Origin of the sequence: Polaromonas sp. (assembly GCF_012927415.1) — a bacterium.
Taxonomy (GTDB): Bacteria; Pseudomonadota; Gammaproteobacteria; order Burkholderiales; family Burkholderiaceae_C; genus Polaromonas.
Genome location: NZ_JABBPF010000053.1, coordinates 1 through 11838, shown reverse-complemented (window position 1 = coordinate 11838; position 11838 = coordinate 1). Strand labels below are relative to the sequence as shown.

12 protein-coding genes are annotated in these 11838 nt (G+C 58.9%); 5 read left to right on the top strand and 7 right to left on the bottom strand.

Annotated elements, in window-relative coordinates; translation table 11 throughout:
- The coding region (locus HHJ19_RS05650) for a class II fumarate hydratase (RefSeq protein ID WP_296904855.1) at positions 1-1062 on the top strand (1062 nt) is incomplete at its 5' end.
- A 74-nt stretch (positions 1063-1136) separates the two neighbouring features.
- Here HHJ19_RS05650 and HHJ19_RS05645 read toward each other — a convergent pair.
- Complete coding sequence (locus tag HHJ19_RS05645) at positions 1137-1739, bottom strand: TIGR00645 family protein (RefSeq protein ID WP_296904854.1); 603 nt, start codon at positions 1737-1739, stop codon at positions 1137-1139.
- Between the two features lie 152 nt (positions 1740-1891).
- Between HHJ19_RS05645 and acs the strand changes: the two genes are divergently transcribed.
- Complete coding sequence (acs, locus tag HHJ19_RS05640; protein WP_296904852.1) at positions 1892-3886, top strand: acetate--CoA ligase; 1995 nt, start codon at positions 1892-1894, stop codon at positions 3884-3886.
- Between the two features lie 113 nt (positions 3887-3999).
- On the opposite strand, the gene HHJ19_RS05635 is transcribed toward acs, so the two are convergent.
- Positions 4000-4314 (bottom strand): c-type cytochrome, encoded by a 315-nt coding sequence (locus HHJ19_RS05635; protein ID WP_296904851.1) that lies wholly within the window; start codon positions 4312-4314, stop codon positions 4000-4002.
- A 124-nt stretch (positions 4315-4438) separates the two neighbouring features.
- Between HHJ19_RS05635 and HHJ19_RS05630 the strand changes: the two genes are divergently transcribed.
- Complete coding sequence (locus HHJ19_RS05630; protein ID WP_296904849.1) at positions 4439-4681, top strand: TIGR04438 family Trp-rich protein; 243 nt, start codon at positions 4439-4441, stop codon at positions 4679-4681.
- Positions 4682-4777: 96 nt separating this feature from the next.
- Here the strand turns inward: HHJ19_RS05630 and ilvD are convergent, their stop codons facing one another.
- Positions 4778-6475: a dihydroxy-acid dehydratase gene (gene ilvD, locus HHJ19_RS05625; RefSeq protein WP_296904848.1), complete on the bottom strand. Its 1698-nt coding sequence runs from the start codon at positions 6473-6475 to the stop codon at positions 4778-4780.
- Positions 6476-6587: 112 nt separating this feature from the next.
- Here ilvD and HHJ19_RS05620 point away from each other — a divergent pair, with 112 nt between their 5' ends.
- On the top strand, positions 6588-7493 hold the full coding sequence (locus HHJ19_RS05620; protein ID WP_296904846.1) for a LysR family transcriptional regulator: 906 nt from the start codon (positions 6588-6590) through the stop codon (positions 7491-7493).
- A 39-nt stretch (positions 7494-7532) separates the two neighbouring features.
- On the opposite strand, the gene msrA is transcribed toward HHJ19_RS05620, so the two are convergent.
- The 4 genes from msrA to HHJ19_RS05600 form a co-directional block, all read right to left on the bottom strand.
- Positions 7533-8243, bottom strand: a complete 711-nt coding sequence (gene msrA, locus HHJ19_RS05615) for a peptide-methionine (S)-S-oxide reductase MsrA (protein WP_296904845.1) — start codon at positions 8241-8243, stop codon at positions 7533-7535.
- Positions 8243-8737, bottom strand: coding sequence for a peptide-methionine (R)-S-oxide reductase MsrB (gene msrB / locus HHJ19_RS05610; protein ID WP_296904843.1), 495 nt, complete (start codon positions 8735-8737; stop codon positions 8243-8245). The genes msrA and msrB overlap by 1 nt, the downstream gene beginning before the upstream one ends.
- A gap of 741 nt (positions 8738-9478) precedes the next feature.
- Entirely contained in the window at positions 9479-10270 is a 792-nt protein-coding gene (locus HHJ19_RS05605; protein WP_296904842.1) for a hydroxyacylglutathione hydrolase, read from the bottom strand.
- Between the two features lie 155 nt (positions 10271-10425).
- Positions 10426-11184, bottom strand: a complete 759-nt coding sequence (locus HHJ19_RS05600; RefSeq protein WP_296904841.1) for a tetratricopeptide repeat protein — start codon at positions 11182-11184, stop codon at positions 10426-10428.
- Between the two features lie 412 nt (positions 11185-11596).
- On the opposite strand from HHJ19_RS05600, the gene HHJ19_RS05595 reads away from it, so the two are divergent.
- A partial coding sequence (locus tag HHJ19_RS05595) for a hypothetical protein (protein ID WP_296904839.1) occupies positions 11597-11838 on the top strand: 242 nt, incomplete at its 3' end.

Genomic DNA, 11838 nt, shown 5'->3' with positions numbered 1-11838 from the left:
GAAGTGCTGGCCAACCGCGCCAGCGAACTGCTGGGCGGCGAGCGCGGCGATGCGCGGCTGGTGCATCCGAATGACGACGTGAACCGCAGCCAGTCGTCGAACGATGTGTTTCCCACCGCGATGCATGTATCGGCGGTCGAGGGCATCACCAACCGGCTGCTGCCGGCGATTGAAAAACTGCGCGCCACGCTGGCGCGAAAATCCAGCGATTTTGACGGTATCGTGAAAATCGGCCGCACCCATCTTCAGGACGCCACACCGCTAACGCTGGGCCAGGAATTCTCCGGCTACGTTTCGCAGCTGGCGCACGGCGAAGCGCATGTCCGGGCGGCGCTGCCGCATCTCCATGAACTGGCGCTGGGCGGAACGGCGGTGGGTACCGGGCTGAATGCGCCAAAAGGCTACGCTGAACAGGCGGCCGCCGAGTTGGCCCGCCTGACCGGCCTGCCTTTCGTCACCGCACCGAACAAGTTCGAAGCGCTGGCTAGCTGCGACGCGCTGGTTCATGCCCATGGCGCGCTGAAAACGCTGGCCGCCAGCTTGATGAAAATTGCCAACGACGTGCGCTGGCTGGCCAGCGGGCCGCGCAGCGGCATCGGCGAGCTGAGCATTCCCGAGAACGAGCCGGGTTCGTCCATCATGCCGGGCAAGGTCAATCCGACGCAAAGCGAAGCGCTGACCATGCTGGCCGCCCAGGTGTTCGGCAACGACGTGGCGATCAATTTTGGCGGCGCGTCCGGCAATTTTGAGCTGAACGTGTTCCGGCCGATGATTGCCTATAACTTTTTGCAGAGCGTGCGCCTGCTGGCCGACGGCATGGTAAGTTTTAACGACCATTGCGCCGTCGGCATTGAGCCGAATCGCGAGCGCATTGCAGAGCTGGTAGGGCGCTCGCTAATGCTGGTGACGGCTTTGAACCCCCATGTCGGCTACGACAAGGCCGCCTTCATCGCCAAGAAAGCGCATAAGGAAGGCAGCAGTTTGCGCGATGCGGCCATTGCCTCGGGCCATGTCACGGCCGAGCAGTTCGACGACTGGGTGGTACCGCAGCACATGGTGTGAGTAAAAAAAGCCCTACCTGCTATTCTTTGAATAGCTGGTAGCGCCCGTCCTGCTTGCGCAGAAGACCTATTTGTTCAATGTTTTTGTGCGGCGATGCCTGACATGATCTTGTCAGTGTAGGCAATGGCTATTGCCGACAACAGGAAGGTAATGTGAATGACCGTCTGCGCCATCAGCACCCGGTCGGTGTAATTGTCGGCATTGATGAAAGTTTTAAGCAGGTGGATTGAGCTGATGCCAATGATGGCTGTAGCCAGCTTGACCTTCAGCACCGAGGCATTCACATGGCTTAGCCATTCCGGCTGGTCAGGATGGCCCTCCAGGTCCATGCGGCTGACAAAAGTTTCGTAACCGCCCACAATGACCATGATCAGCAGATTGGAAATCATTACCACGTCGATCAGCGCCAGCACGACCAGCATGATGACTGTTTCATTGAGTGTGACGATTGGTGTGGTGGTTTTGTAGCCTATGCTGCTGATCAGCGCCTGCAGTGCTGGTTGGCTACCGAAAGCTGCTTCGATGAGATGGAGCAGCTCCACGAGAAAATGAACCACATAGACCGCCTGCGCCGCAATCAGCCCCAGGTAAAGTGGCAACTGAAGCCATCGGCTGGCAAAAATCAGCTTGGGCAAAGGGCGAAGCGGGGAAATTTTGGTGGGGGTGGGCAGAGGCATTGTATAAACCGTTACTCGAGGTTGGGAATTGTAGGGGTCGCCGGCCGTCGGGAGAATGAATTTCAGGTTTGCAAGATTAGAGCGCGTCAGTGGCATGTAAGTGCCAAGCACCAAAGTACGACGCATTTAATGATCCAAAGGAGAAAAAACCGATGAGCACCCCTATTCCTGCCATGCAGTCCGTCCTGGTTGAAAACCGCGTTTTTCCACCCAGCGCAGCCACCGTAAAGGCCGCGCGCATCTCCGGAATGGATGCCTACAACGCGCTGTGCGCTGAAGCTGAAAATGATTTCGAAGGTTTCTGGGCGCGCCTGGCGCGTGAGAACCTCAGCTGGAAAAAGCCGTTCACCCAGGTGCTGGATGAATCCAACGCCCCGTTTTATCAATGGTTTGCCGATGGCGAACTGAATGCTTCCTACAACTGCCTGGATCGCCATCTGGGGACGCCAACCGAAAGCAAAAAGGCCATCATTTTCGAGAGTGATGATGGCAAGGTGACTAACGTGACTTACAAGGAATTGCACGCAAAAGTCAGCCAGTTCGCCAGCGCGCTCAAGGACATGGGCATTGCAAAGGGTGATCGTGTCGTCATCTATATGCCAATGACGGTAGAGGGCGTCATTGCCATGCAGGCTTGCGCCCGAATTGGCGCGACGCATTCTGTGGTGTTTGGCGGCTTCTCGGCCAAAAGCCTGCAGGAACGCATTCAGGACGCGGGCGCCGTAGCCGTGATTACCGCCAATTTCCAGTTACGAGGCGGCAAGGAACTGCAGCTCAAGTCCATCGTCGACGAGGGCATCGCCATGGGCGGCTGCGAGTCGATCAGGAACGTGATCGTCTATCAGCGTACCCAGACGGCCTGCAACATGGTCGCGGGGCGTGACAGCCTGATGCACGAAGTGACTGCCAAGGCCAAACCGGTGTGTGAGCCTGAATTCGTCGGCGCCGAGCATCCGCTGTTTGTTCTCTACACCTCCGGCTCCACCGGCAAACCCAAGGGCGTGCAGCACAGCACCGGCGGTTATTTGCTGTGGGCCAAGCTGACGATGGACTGGACGTTTGACCTGCAGCCGTCCGACGTTTTCTGGTGTACTGCTGACATCGGCTGGATCACTGGCCACACTTACATCACCTACGGCCCGCTGGCCGCTGGTGCGACGCAAGTCATCTTCGAAGGCATTCCGACTTATCCGAATGCCGGCCGCTTCTGGCAGATGATCGAAAAGCACAAAGTCACGATTTTCTACACCGCGCCCACGGCCATCCGTTCGCTCATCAAGGCCGCCGATGCCGATGCCGTCGTGCATCCGGACCGCTCCGACCTGAGCAGCCTGCGCATTCTGGGTTCGGTCGGCGAGCCGATCAACCCCGAAGCCTGGATGTGGTACTACAAGCACATCGGTCACGAGCGTTGTCCGGTGGTCGATACCTTCTGGCAAACCGAAACCGGCGGCCACATGATTACCCCGTTGCCGGGCGCGACTCCGCTGGTTCCTGGCAGCTGCACTCTGCCGCTGCCCGGTATCATGGCTGCCATCGTCGATGAAACCGGCCATGACCTGCCCAACGGGTCGGGTGGCATGCTGGTCGTCAAGCGCCCCTGGCCGTCGATGATTCGCACCATCTGGAACGATCCTGAGCGTTTCAAGAAGAGCTATTTCCCCGAGGAAATGGGCGGCACGATTTACCTCGCTGGCGACGGCGCGGTACGTAATGTTGACAACGGTTATTTCCGCATTACCGGCCGTATTGATGACGTTCTGAATGTGTCCGGCCACCGCATGGGCACGATGGAAATCGAGTCGGCGCTGGTGGCGCACCCTATCGTCGCCGAAGCGGCGGTGGTGGGCCGTCCGGATGACCTGACCGGCGAGGCGATTGTGGCCTTTGTGGTGCTTAAGCGTTCGCGCCCCACGGGCGACGAAGCCAAGGCAATCGCCAAGGAGTTGCGCGACTGGGTGGGCAAGGAAATCGGTCCGATTGCCAAACCCAAGGACATCCGTTTTGGCGACAATCTGCCCAAAACGCGCAGTGGCAAAATCATGCGCCGCCTTTTGCGGGGCGTGGCCAAAGGCGAGACGGCACCCCAAGACACGTCGACGCTTGAAAATCCGGCGATTCTGGAGCAGTTGTCGCAGAATTTGTAAGCTGTGCCTGGTTCTATCAGCCCATAAAAAAGCCCGTCATTGGACGGGTTTTTTATGGTGGAAATCGACAGAGGAGGAGATTGCCCAGTCGACACCTCAACGAATTGTTCGAATTATTTTTGCGAAAGTATCCATGCCACCAGTTTTTTGGCCTCGGCTGGGGTGACTTGCGCATTGGCCGGCATGGGTACGGGACCCCAGACGCCTGAACCGCCCTTCAGGACTTTTGCTTCAAGCTTGTCGGCAGCGTCTGGCTGGCCCGCGTATTTGGCAGCAACATCTTTGTACGACGGGCCCACCAGCTTTTTGTCAACGGCGTGGCAGGCCATGCAGTTTTTTGTCGTGGCCAATTGGAGGTCAGCCATGGCAGGACCGGAGACCGCGAAACCCGCAGCGATGGAAGCGATTGCCAATAGAGTTCGTTTCATCAATTGTCCTCAAGAGTGAGTGATGGATTCGGGTACATTCAATCAACGTGATTGTAGTGATGCGGGTTGACTACGGCATGTAGTCATTTGCCGCACCGGAAGCGCAGAATTTTCAGGAGTCGGGATGTATTTGCTATTTATTGGAGTTGTCGGTCTGGGCCTGAAATACCTGGAAATCAGCCCGGTGGCCAATTGGAGCTGGTGGGTGGTGCTGTCTCCGTTTGTGCTGGCTGCCGCGTGGTGGGCTTGGGCCGACGCTTCGGGTTACACCAAGCGCAATGAGGTCCGCAAGATGGAGGACCGCAAGCAAAAACGTATCGACAAACAGCGTACCGCCATGGGATTGGCACCCAAAAAACGTCTTTAGTCTCGTTGGTACGATGACGCAAATATGAGCTGCATGCTTGATAAATAGCCCGCCGGAGTGTCTGACCGACGCGCTTTTTACCGGGCAAGGCCTTTTTCAATAATCGTCAAGCACTGCGCCCCTGCTGGCGCTCGATGCATTGAAGGCGAACTTGGCCTGCACGCCACGGGTGTAACGCGGTGCCGGAATCTTCCAGCCGACTTTGCGCTGTTCCAGTTCCGCATCGCTGACATTTAGTTGCAACAAAAGCTGGCGGGCGTCAATCGTGATGGAATCCCCTTCATTGATAAACGCTATGTTGCCGCCGGCTGCTGCTTCCGGCGCGACATGGCCAACCACCATGCCCCAAGTGCCTCCGGAGAAACGTCCGTCAGTAATCAGCCCGACACTTTCACCCAGGCCGGCTCCAATCAGCGCGCCGGTGGGGGCCAGCATTTCAGGCATGCCCGGGCCGCCTTTGGGACCGAGGTAACGCAATACCATCACATCGCCCGCCTTGATTTTTCCGGCCAGGATGGCGGCAAGCGCTGACTGCTCGTCATCAAAGACGCGGGCCGGGCCCGTCATGACCGGGTTTTTCAGGCCGGTGATTTTGGCAACACAGCCCTCGGGCGAAAGGTTGCCCTTGAGGATGGCAAGGTGGCCCTGGGCGTACATCGGGTTACTGATAGGTCGAATTACATCCTGGTCAGCACGCGGCGCATCTGGCACATCCTTGAGGACTTCTGCAATGGTCTGACCAGAGATTGTCACGCAATCGCCATGCAACAAGCCTGCCACCAGCAGCATTTTCATGACTTGCGGAATACCGCCGGCCCGGTGCAGGTCCACTGCCAGGTATTGGCCCGACGGTTTGAGGTTGCACAACACCGGCGTTTTCTGCCGAATGCGCTCGAAGTCGTCAATCGTCCACTCGACGCCGGCCGTGTGGGCGATGGCCAGGAAGTGCAGCACGGCATTGGTCGAACCGCCGGTGGCCATAATCACTGCAACCGCATTTTCGATTGATTTTTTGGTGACGATGTCGCGCGGTTTGAGGTCCTTTTTGACTGCTTCGATCAGCACCCTGGCGGACTCGCTGGCCGAGTTCATTTTTTCGTCGTGCGGATTGGCCATCGTGCTGGAGTAAGGCAGCGAAATACCGAGGGCTTCAAAAGCGCTGGACATGGTGTTGGCCGTGTACATGCCGCCGCAGCTGCCGGTGCCGGGAATGGCGCGGCGCTCGATTTGCAACAGGTCTTCATCGCTCATGCGGCCAGCGGCGTTTTCGCCGACGGCTTCAAACACACTGACGATGTTGAGGTCCTTGCCCTTGTAGTGGCCCGGCAAAATCGTGCCGCCATAGACATAAATGGCTGGCACATTGGCACGCAGCATGCCCATCAGGCCGCCCGGCATGTTCTTGTCGCAGCCACCGACCACCAGCACGCCGTCCATCCACTGGCCCTGTACGCAGGTTTCGATGCAGTCGGAAATGACTTCGCGGCTGACCAGCGAATACTTCATGCCTTCGGTGCCCATGGCCATGCCATCGGAAATGGTCGGCGTGCCAAAGACCTGCGCGTTGCCGCCCGCTTCTTCAATGGCGGCAATGGCAGCATCCGCCAGCTTTTGCAGGCCGCTATTGCACGGCGTGATGGTACTGTGGCCGTTGGCCACGCCAATCATGGGTTTCTTGAAGTCGCTTTCCTCGTAGCCCATTGCGTAGTACATGGAGCGGTTGGGCGCGCGTGATTTACCTTCGGTGATGTTGGCCGAGCGGCGGTTGATGGGAATCACTTTGTTTTCTGCCATGGGGTGTCTTTTCGCAATCTATGGGTGGGACGAAATGGTGCAATCCAGAGTATGCGCGTGATGTTTATTTCAATCCAATATCTTTTTGCCGGTGTATTAATATTCTGCACATATGAGTGATCCAGTGATTGAGTTGCGACTTTGGCGTCAGTTTGTCGCCGTGGCGGAAGAGCTGCATTTTGGTCGCGCAGCGCAGCGTCTTTACATGACGCAGCCGCCATTAACGCAAGCTATTGCCCATCTTGAACAGCTGCTGCTTGTCCGCCTGTTTGAGCGGAGCACGCGCAGTGTGCGGCTCACACCCGCTGGCACTGCCCTGTTGCCCGAGGCCCGCGACCTGCTGTTCCGTGCGCAGGCTTTGCCCGCGTATGCGCGCGCCAGCGCCGATGGCGAAGCAGGGCGTTTGCGGCTGGCTTTTGTGTCTACAGTCGGCTTCGATTTGCTGCCACGCTGGGTGCTGGCTTTCCGCGAGCAATATTCCGGGGTGCAACTGGAGCTGATAGAAGCCACCGGCGATGTGCAACTGCAATTGCTTGAACGCGGTGAAATTGATGCCGGCTTCATGCTGCATTCACCCGGCTTTGCGCCGCCAGGCTTGGCCTGCCGGCGCATTGCACACGATTCGCTGGTGGTGGCCGCGCCCGAGCAAAGCGAGTTGGCCGGCAAAGTCACGCTCACGCTGAAGGACTTGCTGGGCCAGCCCCTGGTCATTTTTCCGAGGCGCATCCTGCCATCGCTTTATGACGCGATTTTTGCGATGTACCACGCCGCCGGCCAGTTGCCGAGCGTGGCACAGGAAGCCATCCAGATGCAGACCATCGTCAACCTGGTGTCGGCGGGCTTGGGCGTGGCCTGGGTGCCCGACAGTGTGCGGCAGTTCCAGCGGCCTGGCGTGGTCTATCGGGAAGTGAGGGGCGGCAGGGGACGGGCGGTGCCGGGCTGCGAGACCAGTCTGGTCTGGGCTGGCGGGGCGGCCAGTCCTGCGCTGTTGCGCTTCATGGCGTTTGCACCGGGCTGACAGTCCAGGACAGAAAAGGAAGGAGCGCAAGGCTGGCGGTCAGGGACTTGAGTTGCGGGGGTGCGCTGAAACCAGCACCGGTTTTTCGCGGTATACCTCGGGCATCACGCTTTTCAGGTTGGCGATTTTCGGCATGTCAAAGCGCGCGATATAGGGTGCGTGCGGGTTCAGGGTGGCGTAGTCCTGGTGGTAGGCCTCGGCCGGATAAAACCCGTCCAACGGTGCGAGTTGCGTCACGATCTTGCCCGGAAACAGGCTCGCTGCATCCAGCTGGGCGACGTAGCGTTCAGCGACTTGTTTCTGGCTGGCACTTGTGTAAAAGACCGCCGAGCGGTACTGCGTGCCGGAATCCGGACCCTGGCGGTTGAGTTGGGTCGGGTCATGCGCCACCGAAAAGTAGATTTGCAACAGCTTGCCGTAGGAAACCTGCTTCGGGTCATAGCTGATCTGCACCGATTCGGCATGGCCGGTTCGCCCCGTTCTCACGCTGTCGTAGTTGGCTGTTGCCTTTTGTCCGCCGGCGTAGCCCGAGACGGCACTCAGCACGCCCTGGGTGTGCTGGAAAACGGCCTGCACGCCCCAGAAGCAGCCGCCTGCAAACACGGCGTTTTCGCCGGCCGTTTCAGCCCCTGTGACCATGTCAAGTGCCGGTGCGGGCAGCCTGATCGCTTTTTCGGCTGCCACGCTGGCGCCGAGCAACGCCCAGAGCGACAAGCTGGCCGCGCCTGCGGCCAGCACAAGTTTGCCCATCACGATGCCGGCGCGAAGTTCATGGCCACGCCGTTCATGCAATAACGAAGACCAGTAGGTTTCGGCCCGTCGTCGAACACATGGCCGAGGTGCCCGCCGCAATTGCGGCACAGCACCTCGGTCCGCTTCATGAACAGGGTCGTGTCGGTTTGTTCGACCACCGCTTTTTCCATCGGCTGCCAGAAGCTGGGCCAGCCGGTGCCACTGTCGAATTTGGTCTTCGACGAAAAGAGTGGCAGGGCGCAGCCCGCGCAGCTGAAAACGCCGGCGCGCTTTTCCTTGTCAAGCGGGCTGCTGTGGGGGCGCTCGGTCCCGGCCTTGCGCAAGACGCGGTATTGATCGGGATTAAGAAGCTTTTGCCATTCGCCCTCGGTGCGCGACACTTCATAGACCTGCGCCGCGTGGGCCGGGCTGCTGCCAAACAGACCACGCATGCCGGCCAGAATTCCGGATAGAGCACCGAGGCGGAGTAGGGTAATTCTTCGGCTCATCATGGACTTTCCTTTGGCGTAAATTGCTTGGAGTTGTTCGATTGGTCAATGCGGCCGTTGGTTCCTTACAGCGCCCAGTCCAGAGCGCGCCGAAATGGTCAGCACCGATAGCCGGCTGCCCTCCGGCGGCCACGTTGACGTCCGCCGCCTTTACGCCCACCGCCTTCAAGCCCGGATTCGAGTCACGCAACCAGTTCCCCGGCACAAAGAGTATTCAGCATTCGGCCACGCGCGGGTAGCACAAGTAAGACCAGCAGCGCACCATTTGCCTTGCATTGCTATAAAAATAATAGCGGTTTACATCCGTATTACCTGGACAAGAGCTAGATTTGAGCCATAAGAATAGTCAAAAGCCGCAACCCTGGCGTCCAGCTATCTCGTCACGCTGGCTCGCCGCTGCCGGCCAACGCGTGGATACCCCAGTCAGCCGGCCCTGATCACCGAAACAAAGTCCGCCCCGCTCTTGCATAGTGGCACTTCCCCAGCGCGCCCAGTCGCTGGCCGATGTCGGCGCAAGGACGTGGCAGGGTGAATACATCGAACTTCTCGCTGGCTGGAATTCAAGCGCAGAACGGCGTTGTTGCTCCCCTCTGCGGGCCAGACAATGTCTTAGCTGTCCAGGTCATGAAACGGATGGACGTTTACCGGCAAGATCATGGCAATACTTCCTGCACGCTTGAGTTTGAGTTGGCTGGAACAACTGCAATCTGGTCCATTCCACCGGCAATCCCGGCACGCCTGCCGTCACCACCGGGTGCGCAGTTCCCGCAGCCTAGCGAACACGGTCCAGGCATCGGGCTGGTCCGGCAGGTCGGGAAAATTTTCGCGCAGCCTAGCAATGACGCCGGGACTGTCGAGGCGCAAGAAGGTGTTGATTCGTTTTTCGTCCTTGAGTGTGATGACAGCCGATTTCGCCGCATCGTGCTCGGCGACGGTCGGCAAAAGAGCTTTTGCGGCGGCGTTGCCGGGCTCGCGGTCCAGAGTGAACCTGAGATTGTTCTCGATGTAGTCATGGCCGGGATAGACCTGGGTGTCGTCCGGCAACCTGGCCAGCTGCTCCACGAAGGTGGCATACAGCGCACCCACGTCGCCGCCGTTATGGACATTGCCGGCGCCGGCATTGAACAGCGTGTCGCCTGAAAACAGCGCCGGCTGCTCGGTATGCGACAGCAGGCAGATGTGGCACATCGTGTGGCCGGGCGTGTCGAGGCATTCGAGCTCTACGGTCTTGCCGACCTTGATCACATCGCCCGCCTGCACGCCCCGATCCACACCCGCAATGCGCCTACCTACCTTGTGGTGGGCGATCAGTTTGGCGCCAGTGGCAGCAATCACGGCTGCATTGCCGCCAGTGTGATCGTGGTGCTCGTGGGTGTTGAGGACCTGGGTTATCTGCCAGCCCTTGACCCTGGCAGTGTTCAATGTCTTTTCATGGTCCAGCGGGTCAATTGCCAGCGCTTCGCCGGTTTCCGGGCAGGCAATCAAATAATTGAAGTTGCGATAGGCGTTACCGGTCCAGATGCGTTCGACGATCATTGGGGGCTCCAAAGACTTGCTGACAATAGCGCGTCATTTTAGAACCCGCTTGCGAACGTCGCCGCGCTCGGATGGCGGGGGGGGGGCGCCCCAAGCCGACCGTGACCCCCTCGGTCCTGCGCAGTACACGCTGTGAAAAGCGGGGGGCAGTTAGCTCAAACAGTTCTGCTGCGCCTTTGTTCGCGGCGTTGCTCGATTAGCTGGATGGTTGCCGCTACCCCGGCCATGTTCGGGTTCAACTTGAGTGCGCGTTCAAGGTAGGGCTGGGCGCGGTCAGGTTCACCCAGCGCCAGATAGATCTGGCCGTAGCCCGAAAGAGCCCCAAAGTGGTTGGGGTTGCGTTTCAGGGCTTCATCGCAGTCTTTCAGCGACAGCGCATACTGGCCCAGCAGGTAATAAATGGTGGCGCGTTTGTTCCAGCCCTCGGCAAAGGACGGCTTCTTCCGGATGACCTCGGAAAATGTGGCCAGGGCCTTGACCGGCTGCGCCGCTCCCACCTGCTGGACGCCGCTCTGGAACAAGGCATCGATTGCGCGGTTGCCGGAACGGCTCCAGATCTGCCACAGGGCGGCTTCGGCGAACTGGCGGACCGAAGCATCATCGTCCCGCAGACGGGTAGCAAGCCGGTCGGAGTCCGACATAGAACCGACTTCGCCCAAGCGCGCGACAGCAGCGCGCCTCACCGCAGGGTCTGGATGCTCGATCGTCTTGAGCGCCTGCTGCCGGCTTGCCAGCGGGCTGGCGGCACACAACGGCTGCGCAGCCGACATGACCAACAGCACGGTGCAAAGAGTCAGTGCGCGCAACATGAACTCATCGTATACGCCGTGGCTTGCGCCGGCAAGTCGCACGGAGGCGCCCGCCCACCCCGGCCGGTATTGGCGCACCGCCGCCGCGTACTTTGGTACGACCACGGTTGCCTTCCAGCCCATGCTGGCGTTGGTGAAAATTTGTCCATGACGCGATAAAGGAACGAAGTGCCGGATCTTGCAAAGAGCTGTATGTCAGTATCAAAAAGATAGCTGCTTGCGCCCATTCTGCATGGACCAGAGCTTGATTTGACACTTGACGGCAGCAAGAAATCCGGTTTTATCCATCTCGGCGACCGGATTTTTCCGGCGGCGGGTCGCGCCTGGCCCAACGGGGCGGTGAGGGCATGGAGGTGCAAGATTTGCCCGAGTTGCTGGCTGAATTCACATCTGCAAAGAGGGTGTGCAGCGTCTGTGTAAACCGACAACCTCAGCTGCGAGAACGCCCTGCTTAAGCAGTTATCCAAACTGCAACCCGAGATAGCGCTGAAAGTGGAGTCGACCTAGAGCCGCAGCCATGACCGCGATAAATTGTCAGGGAACGGCTAGCCACAGCAATCGCAAAGGTAACGGCATAAAAGCGCTCAAAGGTGAATTCGGCGAACTGACTGTGGAAGTTTTTCCCGACGGCAACATTGCGCGAGCTGTTTGGAGAAACATGTGTGCATCTTTGCATAAACTGCACCTATCGCAGGACAATTTTGATGCTGCACTTTCGTCTCCCCAAACAAAAAAAAGCTTCAAAACCGAAATTTTGAA

Bases quoted from the DNA above. Each gene is read 5' to 3' on its own strand.
- msrA (WP_296904845.1), bottom strand. From the start codon at position 8,243: ATGGGCAAACTTGTGCTGGCCGCAGGCGCGGCCAGCTTGTCGCTCTGG.
- HHJ19_RS05630 (WP_296904849.1), top strand. From the start codon at position 4,439: ATGTATTTGCTATTTATTGGAGTTGTCGGTCTGGGCCTGAAATACCTG.
- acs (WP_296904852.1), top strand. From the start codon at position 1,892: ATGAGCACCCCTATTCCTGCCATGCAGTCCGTCCTGGTTGAAAACCGC.
- msrB (WP_296904843.1), bottom strand. From the start codon at position 8,737: ATGATGAGCCGAAGAATTACCCTACTCCGCCTCGGTGCTCTATCCGGA.
- HHJ19_RS05645 (WP_296904854.1), bottom strand. From the start codon at position 1,739: ATGCCTCTGCCCACCCCCACCAAAATTTCCCCGCTTCGCCCTTTGCCC.
- HHJ19_RS05605 (WP_296904842.1), bottom strand. From the start codon at position 10,270: ATGATCGTCGAACGCATCTGGACCGGTAACGCCTATCGCAACTTCAAT.
- HHJ19_RS05635 (WP_296904851.1), bottom strand. From the start codon at position 4,314: ATGAAACGAACTCTATTGGCAATCGCTTCCATCGCTGCGGGTTTCGCG.
- HHJ19_RS05620 (WP_296904846.1), top strand. From the start codon at position 6,588: ATGAGTGATCCAGTGATTGAGTTGCGACTTTGGCGTCAGTTTGTCGCC.
- ilvD (WP_296904848.1), bottom strand. From the start codon at position 6,475: ATGGCAGAAAACAAAGTGATTCCCATCAACCGCCGCTCGGCCAACATC.